This is a genomic window from Hylemonella sp. GW821-FHT12C09, from assembly GCF_058807395.1.
In genome coordinates this window covers 48,693-64,861 of sequence record NZ_JBXAQQ010000015.1, presented here as the reverse complement: position 1 = coordinate 64,861, position 16,169 = coordinate 48,693, and the positions used below count along the sequence as shown (strand labels likewise).

At 65.2% G+C, this 16,169-nt stretch carries 18 protein-coding genes and 1 pseudogene; 5 read left to right on the top strand and 14 right to left on the bottom strand.

Features of this window, described 5'->3' with window-relative positions; translation table 11 throughout:
• The 9 genes and pseudogenes from AC1RRP_RS19235 to AC1RRP_RS19195 all read right to left on the bottom strand — a co-directional run.
• Positions 1-63 (bottom strand): annotated as a pseudogene (locus AC1RRP_RS19235) (GTP-binding protein); the annotation flags it as partial.
• A 142-nt stretch (positions 64-205) separates the two neighbouring features.
• The gene (gene fusA / locus AC1RRP_RS19230; RefSeq protein WP_493038977.1) at positions 206-2,308 is read right to left on the bottom strand and encodes an elongation factor G; all 2,103 of its coding nucleotides are present in this window, start codon (positions 2,306-2,308) and stop codon (positions 206-208) included.
• A 69-nt stretch (positions 2,309-2,377) separates the two neighbouring features.
• Positions 2,378-2,848, bottom strand: a complete 471-nt coding sequence (gene rpsG / locus AC1RRP_RS19225; RefSeq protein ID WP_057674147.1) for a 30S ribosomal protein S7 — start codon at positions 2,846-2,848, stop codon at positions 2,378-2,380.
• 161 nt (positions 2,849-3,009) lie between these two features.
• A complete protein-coding gene (rpsL, locus tag AC1RRP_RS19220; protein WP_057674148.1) occupies positions 3,010-3,387 on the bottom strand; it encodes a 30S ribosomal protein S12 in 378 nt (125 codons plus the stop codon).
• Positions 3,388-3,539: 152 nt separating this feature from the next.
• Entirely contained in the window at positions 3,540-4,715 is a 1,176-nt protein-coding gene (locus AC1RRP_RS19215) for a D-alanyl-D-alanine carboxypeptidase family protein (RefSeq protein ID WP_493038976.1), read from the bottom strand.
• Complete coding sequence (locus AC1RRP_RS19210; RefSeq protein ID WP_493038975.1) at positions 4,715-5,350, bottom strand: alpha/beta hydrolase; 636 nt, start codon at positions 5,348-5,350, stop codon at positions 4,715-4,717. The genes AC1RRP_RS19215 and AC1RRP_RS19210 overlap by 1 nt, the downstream gene beginning before the upstream one ends.
• Position 5,351: 1 nt before the next feature.
• Positions 5,352-5,711: a (2Fe-2S) ferredoxin domain-containing protein gene (locus tag AC1RRP_RS19205; protein ID WP_493038974.1), complete on the bottom strand. Its 360-nt coding sequence runs from the start codon at positions 5,709-5,711 to the stop codon at positions 5,352-5,354.
• The gene (locus AC1RRP_RS19200) at positions 5,708-6,829 is read right to left on the bottom strand and encodes a VanZ family protein (protein ID WP_493038973.1); all 1,122 of its coding nucleotides are present in this window, start codon (positions 6,827-6,829) and stop codon (positions 5,708-5,710) included. Before AC1RRP_RS19200 ends, AC1RRP_RS19205 begins: the two co-directional genes overlap by 4 nt.
• Before the next feature lie 13 nt (positions 6,830-6,842).
• Positions 6,843-7,271: a CopD family protein gene (locus tag AC1RRP_RS19195; protein WP_493038972.1), complete on the bottom strand. Its 429-nt coding sequence runs from the start codon at positions 7,269-7,271 to the stop codon at positions 6,843-6,845.
• A gap of 333 nt (positions 7,272-7,604) precedes the next feature.
• Here AC1RRP_RS19195 and hemB point away from each other — a divergent pair, with 333 nt between their 5' ends.
• Positions 7,605-8,606 (top strand): porphobilinogen synthase, encoded by a 1,002-nt coding sequence (hemB, locus tag AC1RRP_RS19190; RefSeq protein ID WP_493038971.1) that lies wholly within the window; start codon positions 7,605-7,607, stop codon positions 8,604-8,606.
• Positions 8,607-8,623: 17 nt separating this feature from the next.
• Entirely contained in the window at positions 8,624-9,718 is a 1,095-nt protein-coding gene (locus AC1RRP_RS19185; protein ID WP_493038970.1) for a magnesium transporter CorA family protein, read from the top strand.
• 1 nt (position 9,719) lies between these two features.
• On the opposite strand, the gene AC1RRP_RS19180 is transcribed toward AC1RRP_RS19185, so the two are convergent.
• The 4 genes from AC1RRP_RS19180 to AC1RRP_RS19165 are packed head-to-tail and all read right to left on the bottom strand — an operon-like array spanning position 9,720 to position 12,585.
• A complete protein-coding gene (locus tag AC1RRP_RS19180) occupies positions 9,720-10,400 on the bottom strand; it encodes an LON peptidase substrate-binding domain-containing protein (RefSeq protein ID WP_493038969.1) in 681 nt (226 codons plus the stop codon).
• A 1-nt stretch (position 10,401) separates the two neighbouring features.
• The gene (locus AC1RRP_RS19175; protein ID WP_493038968.1) at positions 10,402-11,265 is read right to left on the bottom strand and encodes an amidohydrolase; all 864 of its coding nucleotides are present in this window, start codon (positions 11,263-11,265) and stop codon (positions 10,402-10,404) included.
• A gap of 4 nt (positions 11,266-11,269) precedes the next feature.
• Positions 11,270-11,953 carry a dienelactone hydrolase family protein gene (locus AC1RRP_RS19170; protein ID WP_493038967.1) on the bottom strand — a complete coding sequence of 228 codons (684 nt, stop codon included), beginning with the start codon at positions 11,951-11,953 and terminating at the stop codon, positions 11,270-11,272.
• A 23-nt stretch (positions 11,954-11,976) separates the two neighbouring features.
• A complete protein-coding gene (locus AC1RRP_RS19165) occupies positions 11,977-12,585 on the bottom strand; it encodes a 2-hydroxychromene-2-carboxylate isomerase (protein ID WP_493038966.1) in 609 nt (202 codons plus the stop codon).
• A gap of 82 nt (positions 12,586-12,667) precedes the next feature.
• Here AC1RRP_RS19165 and AC1RRP_RS19160 point away from each other — a divergent pair, with 82 nt between their 5' ends.
• Genes AC1RRP_RS19160 through AC1RRP_RS19150 form a run of 3 tightly spaced genes read left to right on the top strand, consistent with a single transcriptional unit; the run spans position 12,668 to position 14,533 of the window.
• Positions 12,668-13,414, top strand: a complete 747-nt coding sequence (locus AC1RRP_RS19160; protein WP_493038965.1) for an SDR family oxidoreductase — start codon at positions 12,668-12,670, stop codon at positions 13,412-13,414.
• Positions 13,414-13,899 carry a MaoC family dehydratase gene (locus AC1RRP_RS19155; RefSeq protein WP_493038964.1) on the top strand — a complete coding sequence of 162 codons (486 nt, stop codon included), beginning with the start codon at positions 13,414-13,416 and terminating at the stop codon, positions 13,897-13,899. Before AC1RRP_RS19160 ends, AC1RRP_RS19155 begins: the two co-directional genes overlap by 1 nt.
• Before the next feature lies 1 nt (position 13,900).
• Entirely contained in the window at positions 13,901-14,533 is a 633-nt protein-coding gene (locus AC1RRP_RS19150; RefSeq protein WP_493038963.1) for a MarC family protein, read from the top strand.
• A gap of 7 nt (positions 14,534-14,540) precedes the next feature.
• Here the strand turns inward: AC1RRP_RS19150 and AC1RRP_RS19145 are convergent, their stop codons facing one another.
• On the bottom strand, positions 14,541-16,145 hold the full coding sequence (locus AC1RRP_RS19145; RefSeq protein WP_493038962.1) for a gamma-glutamyltransferase family protein: 1,605 nt from the start codon (positions 16,143-16,145) through the stop codon (positions 14,541-14,543).
• Between the last annotated feature and the right edge of the window lie 24 nt (positions 16,146-16,169).

Genomic DNA, 16,169 nt, shown 5'->3' with positions numbered 1-16,169 from the left:
CACGTGACCGATCGTGCCCACGTTGACGTGCGGCTTGGTCCGCTCAAATTTCTCTTTTGCCATTTTTCAAATCTCCAAAGAACAGATACCCGTGTATTGGTTTTACGTCTGCATCCGGTTGCTGGTTCGCCCCGCACGGGAACAGGGCGGCACCGGATCGCAGACAACAAAAAAGCATCCCTGTTTGCACAGGGATGCGGTTTCCTTACTTTGCGCGAGCGGCCACGATGGCCTCGGACACGTTGCGCGGAGCTTCAGAGTAGTGCTTGAACTCCATCGTGTACGTGGCGCGACCCTGGGTGGCAGAACGCAGCGTGGTCGAATAGCCGAACATCTCGGACAGCGGGACTTCGGCCTTGATGGCCTTGCCGCCACCGACCATGTCTTCCATGCCCTGCACCATGCCGCGGCGCGAGGACAGGTCGCCCATCACGGTACCGGCGTAGTCTTCGGGAGTCTCGACTTCCACAGCCATCATGGGCTCGAGGATGACGGGGTTGGCCTTGCGGCAACCTTCCTTGAAACCGAAGATGGCAGCCATCTTGAACGCGTTTTCGTTCGAGTCCACGTCATGGTAGGAACCGAAGGTCAGCGTGACCTTGACGTCCACCACAGGGAAACCCGCCAGAACGCCGGAGTTGATGGCTTCGATCACGCCCTTCTCGACGGCCGGGATGAATTCACGCGGAACCACACCGCCCTTGATGGCGTCGACGAACTCAAAGCCCTTGCCGGCCTCATTCGGCTCGACCGTGAACACGACGTGACCGTACTGGCCCTTGCCGCCGGACTGGCGCACGAACTTGCCTTCGACTTCGGTGACCTTCTTGCGGATGGTTTCGCGGTAGGCCACCTGGGGCTTGCCCACGTTGGCTTCCACGCCGAACTCGCGCTTCATGCGGTCCACGATGATTTCGAGGTGCAGCTCGCCCATGCCGGCGATGATGGTCTGGCCGGATTCTTCGTCGGTCTTCACACGGAAAGACGGATCTTCGGCAGCCAGACGTTGCAAGGCGATGCCCATCTTTTCCTGGTCGGCCTTGGTCTTGGGTTCCACGGCCTGCGCGATCACGGGCTCGGGGAACACCATGCGCTCCAGCGTCAGGATGGCATCCGGATCGCACAGGGTTTCACCCGTCGTCACGTCCTTCAGGCCCACGCAGGCAGCGATGTCGCCAGCGCGGATTTCATCCACTTCCAGGCGGTTGTTGGCGTGCATCTGCACGATACGGCCGATACGCTCTTTCTTGCCCTTGATCGGGTTGTAGACCGTGTCGCCCTTGGTCAGCACGCCGGAATAGACGCGCACAAAGGTCAACTGACCGACGAAGGGGTCGGTCATCAGCTTGAACGCCAGGGCGGAGAATTTCTCGCTGTCGTCGGCCTTGCGGGACGTTTCCTTCTCGTCTTCGTCGAGACCGCCCACCGGGGGGATGTCCACCGGCGAGGGCAGGAAGTCGATCACGGCGTCCAGCATGCGCTGCACTCCCTTGTTCTTGAAGGCGGTACCACACAGCATGGGCTGGATCTCGGCGCCGATCGTGCGGGTGCGGATGCCCTGCTTGATTTCAGCTTCGCTCAGATCGCCTTCCTCAAGATACTTGTTCATCAGCTCTTCGCTGGCTTCGGCGGCTGCCTCGACCATGCCTTCGCGCCACTTCTTGGCAGACTCCAGCAGTTCAGCGGGAATCTCTTTGTATTCAAACTTCATGCCCTGGGAGGCCTCATCCCAGATGATGGCTTTCATCTTGATGAGGTCGACCACGCCGGTGAAGTTTTCCTCGGCACCGATCGGGATCACGATCGGCACGGGGTTGGCCTTCAGGCGCAGCTTCATCTGGTCATAGACCTTGAAGAAGTTCGCGCCGGTACGGTCCATCTTGTTCACGAACGCCAGACGCGGCACCTTGTACTTGTTGGCCTGGCGCCAGACCGTCTCCGATTGCGGCTGCACGCCGCCCACGGCGCAATACACCATGCAGGCACCATCCAGCACGCGCATGGAACGCTCCACCTCGATGGTGAAGTCCACGTGGCCGGGGGTGTCGATGATGTTGAAGCGGTGCTCGGGATAGGACAGTTCCATGCCCTTCCAGAAACAGGTGGTCGCAGCGGACGTGATCGTGATGCCACGCTCCTGCTCCTGCTCCATCCAGTCCATGGTGGCGGCGCCATCATGCACTTCACCGATCTTGTGGTTCACACCGGTGTAGAAAAGAATACGCTCGGTGGTGGTCGTCTTGCCGGCGTCAATGTGAGCGGAAATACCGATATTGCGGTAGCGCTCAATGGGCGTTTTGCGTGCCATGATGGTCTTTCGTTAAAACAGGTCAGGCCCGCTCGTGGCGGGCCTGCGCACCTGTGGGGCAGTTGTGGCTTAGAAACGGAAGTGGCTGAAGGCCTTGTTGGCCTCGGCCATGCGGTGCACTTCATCACGGCGCTTCATGGCGCCGCCACGGCCTTCGGTGGCCTCGATGATTTCGTTGGCCAGGCGCAGGGCCATGGACTTCTCGCCACGCTTGCGGGCGGCTTCCTTGATCCAGCGCATGGACAGGGCCAGACGGCGCACCGGGCGCACTTCAACCGGCACCTGGTAGTTGGCGCCGCCGACACGGCGGGACTTCACCTCGACCATCGGCTTCACATTGTTGATGGCGATCGTGAACAGCTCCAGCGCATCCTTGCCGGTTTTCTGTCCAATGGTTTCGAGGGCACCGTAAATGATGCGCTCGGCAACCGCCTTCTTGCCGCCTTCCATGATCACGTTCATGAACTTGGAGAGGTCGACATTGCCGAATTTCGGATCCGGCAGGATTTCACGTTTAGGGACTTCGCGACGACGTGGCATGTTTCACCTCATATTGCTTCAGTTGGCATCTTTTCAGACACCGCGAGAGCCATACAGAACTCTCACTTACTCGACCCACCCGGACAATTCCGAGCTTCGGGTCACTACGCTCAAACCGTCTGCCTGACGATCGAGCACCGGAAAAACTCAGACCTGAAAAATCAAGCCTTCTTGGGGCGCTTGGCGCCGTACTTGGAACGCGACTGCTTGCGGTCTTTCACGCCTTGCAGGTCGAGCGAGCCACGCACGATGTGGTAACGCACACCCGGCAGGTCCTTGACACGACCGCCGCGAACCAGCACCACGCTGTGTTCCTGCAGGTTGTGGCCTTCACCGCCGATGTAGGAAATGACTTCGAAACCGTTGGTCAGGCGCACCTTGGCGACCTTACGCAGAGCGGAATTCGGCTTCTTGGGCGTCGTGGTGTACACACGGGTGCACACGCCACGGCGCTGCGGAGAGTTCTGCATGGCAGGACTCTTCGACTTGATGGTCTCGACCTCGCGGCCTTGACGCACTAGCTGGTTAATGGTTGGCATTTAAAAACGTCCCTCAACGTTTGATAAAACGAAAACGTGAATCCCTTCGGAAATTCCGAAAAGCCTTCGAGTGTATCAGGTTGCTCCGTGAGCCGCAATGATTCCCCGCCCACGCGGCGCGGCAGGTTGGCCCGCCAACGGGTCAGCGAGGCCTACTGAACCCAGAGCCTGAAGGCATCCCAGGCTCGCCCAATCAGGCCAGCCTCTTCCACCGATTCCAGGGCGAGCAATGGAATATTAGTAAGTGTGTGCTCGCCAATATTTATTATCAAGGTACCGCTGACCTGGCCCTTTTGGAGCGGGGCAATCAGGGGCTCAGGGCGCACGGCTTCGGTCCGCAGGCGACTGGCGTAGCCCACCGGCACCGTCACCACCACGGCCCGCGGACGCCCCAAGCGGGCCTGGGCCGACCGACCCTTCCAGACCGCCGGGGTGAGCACCGGCTGGTTGGCATCGAACAATTTGACCGCCTCGAACGCGGTGTAACCCCAGTTCAGCAGCTTCTGGGTCTCGTTGGCGCGGGCGTTCTCGCTGTCGGTTCCGAGCACCACGGCCAGCAGGCGCCGGACACCGGGCGCGCCCGCCGGACCCAAGTGGGGAAACTCGCGCTGCGCGGTCGCGATCAGGCAGTAGCCGGCCGCTTCGGTGTGGCCGGTCTTGAGGCCATCTACCGACGGATCGCGAAACAGCAGCAGGTTGCGGTTGCTGTCGTTGGCCGGCGGGGTGCCCTCGTAGCGGTATTTCCGGATGGCGTGGAAGCGTGCCTGGTCCGGGAAGTCACGCAGCAGCCGTGTGGCCAGGATGGCCAGGTCGCGCGCCGTGCTCACCTGGCCGGGCTGGGACAGGCCGGTCGGGTTGACGAAGCGGGTCGCTTTCATCCCCAGGGCCAGTGCCTGCTCGTTCATGAGCCGGACAAAACGCTCCTCGCTGCCCGCCACGCCCTCGGCCAGCGCCATGGCGGCATCGTTGCCGGACTGCACCAGCAAGCCCTTGAGCAGATCCTCCACCGGCACCTTCATCCGGGTGTCGATGAACATACGCGAGCCGGGCTGGCGCCAGGCACGCTCGCTGACAGGCAAGGCCTGCTTCAACTCCAGCCGCCCCAGGCGCAGCGCATCGAAGACCAGATAGGCCGTCATCAGCTTGGTCAGGGAGGCGGGCTGGACGGGGCTGTCCGCGTCGCGAGCGGCCAGCGTCTGGTCGCTGGTCAGGTCCAGCAGCAGATAAGCCCGGGCCGCGACCTCAGGCGGTTGGGGCATGGCCTGGGCCGAAGCGTTGCCCCAGAACAAGCCACACAGAGCAGCCAGCAGAACCAGGACGTTTTTCATCACGTTGCGGAAGAGAGGTGACGCACCACCAGGCTCTTGAGCAGGGGCAGTTGCCCATGAAAGAAATGGCTGCCACCGGGAACCACCGTCACCGGCAGCACCTGGGGACGGGCCCAGTCCATCACGGCTGCCAACGGGACCGTGTCGTCGTGTTCACCGTGGATCACCAGGGTGCGCTCGTGCAGTTCCTGGGGCACCGGGGCCACCTGAAAACGGCTGGCCGCCGCCCCGACAAACACCAGCTTCTCGATCTGACGCGACGGCCACAGCGCGGCCAGCGTCTGGCTCATCACGAAGGATCCGAAGGAAAAGCCGGCCAGCGCCAGCGGGCCGTCGGGCGCGCACAGCCGCACCACCGCAAGAAAATCCTCGGCTTCGCCCCGGCCTTCGTCGTGCACCCCCTCGGTGGCGCCCACACCGCGAAAGTTGAAACGCAGAGCCACCCAGCCGCATTGAACGAAGGCGCGCGCCAGCGTCTGCACCACCTTGTTGTCCATGGTGCCGCCGAAGAGCGGATGCGGATGTGCGATGACGGCCACGCCGCGCGGCGCCAGCCCTTCAACGGGTGCGTCACGCAGCACTTCGATGCGGCCAGCCGGGCCCGCCAGCTGCAGGCGTTCCGTCTGTGAGTTCATGTCAACGCCCCAGGTGCGGCGGCGTCACCAGACGCTCGACCACCTTGCCATGCTTGAGGTGCGACTCGACGATCTCGTCGATGTCACTCACATCGACGTAGGAATACCAGACCGCGTCCGGGTAGACCACGGCCACCGGGCCGCCAGCGCAGCGATCCAGGCAGCCCGCGCGGTTCACGCGCACTTTCCCCGGCCCGGCCAGGCCGGCTGCCTTGACCAGGGACTTGCAACGCTCGAACGCCGCCTCGGCCTGGTGGTTTGCGCAGCAGGCCTCACCCGCGGGGCGCTGGTTCAAGCAGAAAAAGACATGCCGCTCGTAATAGGAGGCAGGAGCGGCCTGCGGGACAGTATGGGTACTCATGCCTGAATTCTAGGTGCAGCCCCGTCCAGGCTGCGCAAAGCCCAGACGCGTGTCAGCACATACAGGAGCACGGCATAGGGCCAAAGCCAGCCCAGCCACTGGGCCACGCCGTGGAACCGGATGAAACGGCCCTGCTCCCAGACCTGCAGGTTATGGGCAAAGTAGGGGCTGGCCGGGGCCTGGTTGATCAGACTGAGGTACAGGCCCAGACCCAGCAGCAGCAACGCAGCGCAGACGCGAGCCGGGACGCGCAGCAGCAGCAGGGCGACGGCGGCGGCCAGCACCAGACCGGCCTTGACCGGCAAGCTGAACCAGGCCCAGGCATGCACCGGCCCGTAGCTCAGGGCCGCCGACAGCAGCGTGCCCCCCACCGCCGCGGCCAGCACGGCCAGCACGAAAGCGGCGCGGCGAACCGTCGAAGGAATGATGCTGAAGCCCAGCAGACAGGGAATCAGGGCACCCAGCAAAACACAGGTCATTTCCGTGCCGGGCACCAGCGGCTGCAACTCAACGGTCCGCAGCGGCAGCCACTCCAGGAAGGGCGTGTCCATCAGCAGTTCGGCCAGGCCGGCCTCCACCCGCTCGAAGACCTGGCCCAGCCCCAGCGGCACGGCCGCCGGAAACAGCAGGGCACAGGGCCAGAGCGCCAGCAGCACCAGCGCTCCACGCGCTTCGGGCACGAACCAGCGGGCGCGAAAACGGATCCAGCGGTCGATGGCGCCCAGCTTCTCCAGCAGCGTGGACGTCACGGCCCCCAGCCAGGCCCCGGCCACGTTGAGCAGGAAATCGATGTTGGAAGGAACCCGCGACGACAGATAACCCTGCAAGGTCTCCATCAACAGGGACAGGAAACCCGCCGCCACGGTGGCCAGCAGCACAGCACGGGCGCCCCGGCCGGTGCGCAATGCACCCAGGGCCAGCAAAAACCCGAGTGGCGCATACCCCAGCACATTGGAGAAGAGATCGAATGCCGTCCAGTAGTGCGGCCACGGCGCCACGAGAAAGCCCCAGGGCAGCGGCCCCTGGTCGCGCCAATCGGAAAAAGGATAAAGACTGGCATAAACCACCAGCCCCACATAAACCAGACTCAGGGGCCAGGCAGAAGTCTTGTGCGGCATGGCACCTGCCGGGTCAGAAAGGCTTGACCACCACCAGAACGACGGCCGCCAGCAACAGCAAGACCGGCGCCTCGTTGAACCAGCGGAACCAGACATGGCCGCGACGGTTCTCGCCGCGCCGGAATTTCTTCAACAGAACGCCGCAGGCATGGTGGTACCCCAAAACCAGAGCCACGACCACCAGCTTGGCATGCAGCCAGCCATTGCCTGAGCCCCGTCCGATGCCATAACCCAGCCAGAGCCAGAAACCGAAGATCAGGGCCGGTACGGCCAGCACGGTGGTGAAACGCATGAGCTTGCCGGCCATCAACAGCAGGCGCTCACGCTCGGCCACCGAGTCGGCCGGCACCATGGCCAGGTTCACGAAGATGCGTGGCAGGTAGAACAGGCCGGCAAACCAGCTGGCGACGAAGACGATGTGGAGTGATTTGACCCAGAGCATGGGCCGAGTTTAGACCGATACCCATAAGACAATGTGGACAAAACCTGCGCAGCAGGTTTCAGCGGCGGCTAACTTTGCGCCGCCAAGTTAAGCAAAGCGCGCCACAGCCAAAAAAAACCCCGGCCATAAGCCGGGGTTGCAAGCCTTTTTTGCTGTCACACATCAAGGCCCCGCTCAGGGAGGAAAAGCGGGGGGTGGCGAACCACCCAGGCCCTAATCTAACAAAAACGTTTGCCAAATGCAAGCTGGCGCCAGCAAAGCACTGAAACCGGACATTTTTGACATTTTTGAAGGTCCGTCCTGACCACAGTGGAATCGGGCACAATTTTCCCCATGACACCCTATGCACCCTTCCCCATGGGCCGGCCACGCCGGCTGCGCCGCGACGAGTTCACCCGCAAGCTGGTACGCGAGCACGCACTCAGCGTAAATGACCTGATTTATCCGGTGTTTGTTCTTGACGGCCAGCAGCGTCGTGAGGCCGTGGCCTCCATGCCTGGCGTGGAGCGCCTGAGCCTGGACCTGCTGCTACCGGTGGCCGAGGAGTGCGTGAAGCTTGGCATCCCGGCCATGGCTCTGTTCCCGGTGATCGACCCCGCGCTCAAGAGCCTGGACGGAAAAGAGGCCTACAACCCCGAGGGGCTGGTGCCACGTGTGGTGCGCGGCCTGAAGGAGCGCTTCCCCGAACTGGGCATCATGACCGACGTGGCGCTCGACCCCTACACCAGCCACGGCCAGGACGGCGTGCTCGACGCCACCGGCTACATCCTCAATGACGAGACGGTGGAGATCCTGGAGCGCCAGGCACTGACCCAGGCGCAAGCCGGCGTGGACATCGTGGCGCCCAGCGACATGATGGACGGGCGCATCGGCGCCATTCGCAGCATCCTGGAAGCCAACCGCCTGGTGCACACGCGCATCATGGCCTACAGCGCCAAGTACGCCAGCGCCTTCTACGGCCCCTTCCGCGATGCCGTGGGCTCGTCGGCCAACCTGGGCAAGAGCAACAAGAAGGTCTACCAGATGGACCCGGGCAACACCGATGAGGCATTGCGCGAAGTGGCGCTGGACATCGCCGAGGGCGCCGACATGGTGATGGTCAAGCCCGGCATGCCCTACCTGGACGTGGTACGCCGCGTGAAGGACGAGTTCCGCGTGCCCACCTTCGCCTACCAGGTCTCGGGTGAATACGCCATGCTGAAAGCCGCGGCGCAGAACGGCTGGCTCGATCACGACGCCGTCATGATGGAAAGCCTGCTGGGCTTCAAGCGCGCTGGCGCCGACGGCGTGCTGACCTACTTTGCGATCGCAGCAGCGCGCCTGCTGCGTACATAAGACGACCCCAGGCCAGCATGCGCGTCTTCAGCATCAGCCCCGGCGGCGTCAGCGAAAGCGAGGCGCCGCCGGCTCAGCCGCCATCGCTTGGCCATGTCTGGATCGCCTGCACCCGCCAGGAGTTCGAGACCGGCTGGCCGCAGCTCCAGGCCACGCTGCAGAGCCTGTGCGGCATGCAACTGGTCGACCTGCACGTCTCGGACCTGCTCAACGCGCAGTTGCCCTCGCACTTCGACTACACGTCGCAGTACGACCTGCTGGTGTTTCGCCGGCTGGCGACCGGCGCCAGCAGTGCACCGGATCCGGAACGAGGCTCGTCGCGCCGCGGCGGCCCGCCCATCCTGCGTCACGTCGACACCAGCCCGGTGGGCTTCGCGGTGTTCGAGCGCGTGCTGCTCACGGTCCACCCGGCAGATTGCGCGGCGCGCGATGCCTATGCGTCGCGGCTGCTGCAGGCCCACAGCAACGATGTGCGTAGCGCCAACAGCCGGCTGCCCACCTCCCCCGCCGACCTGATGCTGCGCATCGTCAACCAGATGGTCGACGGTTTTCTGGAACTGCGGCGCGAACTCACGCGCCAGCTCGACCACTGGCAGACCGAACTGCTCAACCCGCGCACGCGCTTCAGCAACTGGGCGGCCCTGCTCAATACACGGCTGGCGCTGCACCAGCTCGACGAAATCTGTGAAGACCAGCGCTCCGCCGTGCAGGACTGGATCGAAGCCGTCAAGACCTGGCCGGAAGCGGACACGCCGGCGGCCCAGCGCGATCGTGACCTGCTGCTGGTGCGCAGCCGTGACCTGCTGGAGCACATCGAACGCGTGGTGCACCATGTGCGCCGGCTGGAGCAGAGTGTGGAAACGGCCGTGCAGATCCACTTCAACGCACAGAGCAACCGCACCAATGACATCATGCGCACGCTCACCGTGCTGACCGCCATCTTCCTGCCGCTGAACCTGATCGCCGGCATCTTCGGCATGAATTTCGAATTCATCCCGCTGATCCACAGCGACAGCGGTTTCTGGTGGGCCATGGCTTCCATGGGGCTGACCGCCGTGGCACTGGTCCTGTTGTTCTGGCGCAAACGCTACCTGGAACGCAGCGGACGATAAGTCAGGACGGCCCGGGACTGGCCTCGGGCCCGGTACCGATCTTCAGGTGCACCAGCAGGTCGGCCACCAGCTCCAGCCGCACCAGGGGACTGTCCACCGCCAGGAACTGCTGCTTGAGCTGCGGGCTCACCGGCAGGATGTCGCACCAGCGATTGGCCAGCCAGCCACAATCGTCCCACTGCAGCGGCGGCTGGATCGGCAGCTCGTCACCGGGTTTGGATTGCGCCTGCATGTGTTGCAGCAGGCGCTGCAGGCCGACCCGGACATGGACGAGGTCCGCCGGCACCGGCAGGGGCGTGTCCTCCTCCAGGTATTCGGCCTCGCCGGTCCACAAACCATGCTTGAGCTGCTCGCTGCGCAACAGACGAAAGCGCCGGCCTCCACGGCAGCGGACCAGGATCAGCCCCGGCTGCGGCCGCTCGAAGGCGGTGATGTGCGCCATCGTGCCCACGAGGTGGAACACTTCGGGCCCGAAGGCCGGCTCACCGGCTTCGCCCGGGCGCGGCGGCTGCCGCACCTCGCTGCCCTGGCTCAGGCAGACCACGCCGAAAGGGGCGCCTTCCTTCTGGCAGCGCTGGATCAAGTCCAGATAACGCACTTCGAAAATCCGCAAGGGCAGTACGCCGCCGGGAAACAGGACGGTCTGCAGCGGGAAGAGGGGTAGCGGGAAGGTCGAACTCATCTCAGGGTCTGCTCAGCTGGAACAGGTTCGCCCCGTTGTCCCAGGCGATGCGGCGCGCCACCTCGGGCGGCAGATCACCCAGCCAGCGACGGTAGCCGCGCATCAGTTCGTCGTAATACATCCAGCGCTGGTTGACCCAGGTGTCCGAACCGATCAGGAAACGATCCGGGTATTTCAGCAGCAGCGCGCGCCATTCCGGGCACAAACTGCCCTCACCACAACTCAGTCCGGGCCGGTAGGACAGTTCACCCATGAGCCTGGGGTACTTGTCCAAAAAGGCCTGCACGCGCGCCGCCGGTGCGCCACCGATACCGGTATGCGCCCAGATCAGGCGCGCGCCGGGCGCATGCGCCATCAGCAGGTCGATGGCCACGTCGTCCACATGGGCCAGCACGGCCAGCTGCTTATCTGCGGCGAACTGCATGAGCTTTTTCGCCACCGGGCCGTTGGCATTGGCGCTGTCGTAGAGATGGAACTCGCCGATGCCGCGGTAGGGCCCGGCGGCCGTGCCGCGCGCGAACTCGGTCAACACCATGGTGTAGATGCTCTCGTCACGGAACCAGTTGTCGTAATCGGCCCGGTTGCGGTAGAGACGGATGAAGGGCACCACCGTCACGCCGGCCGCGCGGGTCTGTGCGCCGGCCGAGGCCAGGGTCCTGGTGCCGTCGTTGGGCCGGCTGTTGGCAACGATGGCGCGCACGCCGTTGCGCTGCATGCGGGCCAGCACATCGTCCAGCGGGTGCGGGCCCTGGTAAGCCTCTTCGTTGTAGTGCAGGTGGGCGTCGAAGAGCGGGCCGCTGTAGTCGGCCGCCTGGGCCTGGCCGTTCAAGACCAGTCCACAAAGCAAAACCAGCGGGCGCCACATGCTGTCAGCCCAGGTGTTGGGCAAAGAAAGCCAGCGTGCGCTCGCGCGCCTGCGCCGCTGCGGTGGCATCCCAGGCGCCGCGATGGTCGCAGTTGAAACCGTGATTGGCTGCATAGATATGCACCTCGACCTCCGGGTGGGCCTTCCGGAAGGCCGCCACGCCCTCCAGCGGAATCCAGTGGTCCTTCTCGCCGAAGTGCGCCAGCACCGGCACCTTGGGGGTGCGCGCGATCTCGGCCTCGGTGGTGATGCCACCGCCGTAGTAAGGCACTGCGGCACTCACCCCTTTGAGCAGGCAGGCCGTGCGCCAGGTCAGCAGGCCGCCCCAGCAGTAGCCGACCACGCCCACCTTGCCGGCACCGGCCGCATGATCGATGGCAGCCTGGATGTCCTGCAACACGCCCGGTGCGGGCAGCGCTTCCACCGTGGCCTTGAGCGCCATGCCGGCGCTCATGTCATCCGGCTGGTAACCGAGCTCGACGCCAGGCTTGACGCGATGGAAGGTGGCTGGCGCCACCGCCAGATAACCAGCGGCCGCATAACCGTCGGCCACGGCACGGATGTGCGGGTTGACGCCGAAGATTTCCTGCAGTACCACCACGCCGCCACGCGGCTTGGTCGCAGGTTGCGCCACATAGGCGGGCAACGTGAAACCGTCGGCGGCCTTCAGATCGATGAACTGTCCCATGCGCGGTTCTCCAGGTTGGTTGGTCAGAGGGATACGCCCAGCTTGCGGGCTACGAAATCGAGCCGGTCCTGGCCCCAGAAAATCTCGCCGTCGATGACGTAGCTTGGCGCGCCGAACACACCAGCAGCGATGGCCTGCTGCGTGCAGGCCTCGTAGCGCTCACGCACTTCCTGGCCACCGGACTGGGCCAGGCGTTTGGCGTCCAGGCCGTTTTCGGCCAGCAGTTCGGCCAGCATCTGGTCGTCGCCGATATTGCGTTCCTGCACCCAGACGGCGGACAGCACCGCGCCGGCGATCTTCATCGCAGCATCCGGGCCGTCATGCAGGTCCACGGCGATGATCAGGCAGGCCGCGACGTCACCACCGACCGGGAAGTATCTGGGTTGGGGATGCAGCGGGATCTTGAGGAATTCACTGAAGCGCTTGAGCTCCACCAGGCGGTAGGCCTGGCGCTGCGGCGCGCGCTTCGGAAGCGGCAGGCCGCCGGAGATCGGGAATACCTTGCCTCCGAGATCCACCGGCAAGACGCGGATGGCGACGCCGGCGGCCTTGGCCATGGCGGCAAAACGCGCGTGGCCCAGATAGGTCCAGGGGCTTTGCGGCGCGAAATAGTAGTCCACTGTGCGGCTCATCGTGTTTCCTCTTGTGTGAACAGGCCCTGCTGTTTCTGCGGCAATGGTATCTTGTCGTCATCACACCTGCAGGAGCTCGGATTTGGACAAGGTTCTACTGGTCACCGGGGGCGGCCGCGGCATCGGCGCCGCCACGGCGCTGCTGGCCGCGCAGCGCGGTTACGCCGTCGCCGTCAACTACACGAGCAACTCGCTGGCCGCCGACGAGGTGGTGCGACAGATCCGCGCTGGCGGCGGCACGGCCATGGCGGTGCGCGCCGATGTGGCCGACGAGGCCCAGGTGCTGGCCATGTTCCAGCAGGTCGACGCCAAGCTCGGCCGCCTTACGGCCCTGGCCAACAACGCCGGTGTGGTGGACACGGCCCAGCGTGTGGACGAGCAGAGTCTCGCGCGCTGGCGCCGCATGTTCGAGATCAACGTCTTCGGCACCATGCTGTGCGCGCGCGAAGCGGTGCGCCGCATGAGCACGCGCCACGGCGGCACGGGGGGCGCCATCGTCAACGTCGGCAGCGTGGCCTCGGTGCACGGCGCGGCCGGGCAGTATGTGGACTACGCCGCCGCCAAGGGCGCGGTGGATGTGTTCACGCTGGGCCTGGCGCGCGAGGTGGCCACCGAGGGCATCCGCGTCAATGCGGTGCGCCCCGGCATCGTGGACACCGAGATCCACGCCAGCGGCGGCCAGCCCGGGCGCGCGCAGCGCCTGGCGCCGCAGATCCCGCTGCAGCGACCCGGCACGGCGCAGGAAATCGCCAACGCCATCGTCTGGCTGCTATCGGACGAGGCCGCTTATGCGACCGGCTCCATACTGGACGTCACCGGAGGACGCTGATGAGCACGAAACCCCTGAAGTACTACTGGGAAGACATGGCGGTGGGCAGCACCCGCGAGCTCGGCAGCGTCAGCCCCACGCGCGAACAGATCCTGGATTTCGCGCGCCAGTTCGATCCGCAGCCCTTCCATCTGGACGAGGCCGCCGCCCAGGCCTCGGTCTTCGGCAGCCTGTGTGCCAGCGGCTGGCACACCTGCGCCATGGCCATGCGCCTGATGGTCGACAACTTCCTGTCCGAAGCGGCCGGCCTGGGCTCGCCCGGCCTGGAAAGCCTCAAATGGACCAAACCGGTGTTTCCCGGAGACGTGCTGACACTGCGCCACACCATCCTGGACAGCCGCCCCATGGGCAGCCGGCCTGATGTGGGCCTGGTGCGCACGCTTTGGGAAATGCACAACCAGCGCGGCGACAAGGTGCTGCACATGGAAGGCTGGGGCATGTTCCGCCGGCGCACGCCCGCCGCAGCGATGACCCCCAAGGACTGAGATGGACTTCAAACCCCTGGTCACCCTGCTGGCCATCGTCAACCCGCTGGCCATCGTGCCCTTTTTCATCCACTACACGCAGGGCTTCACGCGCGAGCAGCGCCTGCGCACGATCTGGATCTCCTCGCTCAGCGCCTTTGCAGTCATCGCCATCAGTGCCCTGCTGGGCCTGCAGATCCTGGCCTTCTTCGGCATCTCGCTCGCGAGCTTCCAGGTCGGCGGCGGCATGCTGCTGCTGACCTCGGCGCTGGCCATGCTCAATGCGCAGCCGGCCGAAGCCAAGTCGAATGCCGAGGAAATGCAGAACGCAGCCGAGCGCTCCGCCGCGCGCGCCAGCATCGCCGTGGTGCCGCTGACCATCCCGCTGCTCACCGGCCCGGCCACCATGTCCACCGTGGTGATCTACGCCGACAAGGCACGGGACTTCCTCCAGCTCGGGATGCTGGTGGGCTACGGCGTGGTGATCGCGCTGGCCACGGCCCTGTGTTTTGCCCTGGCCGAGCCGATCGCGCGGGTGCTGGGCAAGACCGGCATCAACGTGATGACCCGGCTCATGGGCCTGATCCTCGCGGCCCTGGCCGTGGAGGTGATGTCCGACGGGCTCGTGAAACTGTTCCCGGCCCTCGGGCGTTGAGCCAGAGCTAGAAAGACGCCACCGCGCCGTTGGAGCGCGGGTCGTACCCGCCTTCCAGCACGCCATTCGGGTGGCGCACCAGCATGCCGGCATGGCCCACGCCCTCGTCCCAGGCCGCGATGGACTCCACCTCATGCCCCTGCGCACGCAACTGCGTCAGCACGGCCGGGTCAAAGCGGCTCTCCAGCTTGAGCGAGTCGCTGCTCTGGCCCCAGGTGCGGCCCAGCAACCAGCGCGGCCGCTCGATGGCCTGTTGCGGATGGTCGCCAAAACGCATGACGCGATTGAAGAGGGTGGCCTGGGTCTGCGGCTGACCGTCGCCGCCCATGGTGCCGTAGACCATGGTACCGCCGTTGGTCAGCTGGGCCATGGCGGGGTTGAGTGTGTGGAACGGCTTCTTGCGCGGCGCCAGCGTGTTCACGTGCGCCGGGTCCAGCGAGAAGCTGCAGCCACGGTTCTGCCAGTTCACGCCACTGCTGGGCAGCACCACACCCGAGCCGAACTCGTGGTAGATGCTCTGGATGAAAGAGACGGCGATACCGCTCTTGTCGATCACGCCCATCCAGATGGTGTCGCCAGGCTTGGCGGTCTTGCCCCAGGGCAGGGCCGCGTCGGGCTTGAACTCGCGCGCCAGCGCATCGACGCGCGCCGGCGTCAGCAGTTCGGCCGGCGGCAGGGCCATGAAGTCGGGGTCGGTCAGATAACGATCACGCACGCGGAAAGCCAGCTTGGTCGCTTCCACCTGCGCATGGATGAAAGCTGCGCTCTCGGGGCCGGCCTGCTTCCAGCCCGGGAAGCGCTCCATCAGCGCCAGGATCAGCAGCGAGACCAGGCCTTGTGAAGGTGGCACCATGTTGTGCAGCTGCGCGCCGGCCACCGGCACGGTGAGCGGATCGATCAGCCGGGCCTGGTGCGCCTGCAGATCGGCCAGCGTCAGCGGGCTGCCCACAGCGGCGAGCTCGGCCGCCATCTGCTTGGCCAGCGCGCCGCGGTAGTACTCGTCCGTGCCCTTGCGCGCGATCAGCGCCAGCGTGTCGGCCAGGCGCGATTGCTTGAACAGCTCGCCTTCCTGCGGCACCTGACCCTGATTCAGGAAAGTCTGCGCGAAACCCGGGCGGTCTTTCAACTCGGCCAGCTTGGCCTGCGTGGTGCCGGCCTGGCTGCGCGTGACCGGGATGCCCTGACGTGCCAGGAAGATGGCGTCGTCGAGCAGGCGCGACAGCGGCAGGCGACCACCGAGTGACTGCATCGACAGCTGGTGCGCCGCGCCCCAGCCCGAAATGGTGCCGGCCACGGTCAGCGCGGCGGTGCCGCCACGGAAGGGAATGCTGCCGCTGATGCCACGCTGGGCGTACCAGTCGCGGCTGGCCGCCTGCGCGCTGCGGCCGCTGGCATCGATGCCGCCGGGGCGGTTGCCCGGGCCGTTGATGACCCAGAAGCTGTCGCCGCCGATGGAGTTCATGTGCGGATAGACGACGGCGATGGTGGCCGCGGCGGCAACCATCGCCTCCAGGGCGTTGCCGCCCTCGCGCAGCACGGCCACCGCCGACTCGGCGGCCAGGGAGTGGGGCGCCACCGCGATACCGCGGCGGCCGTAGACGGACTGGGACATGAATGCTCCTGCGAGTGTCGGCGT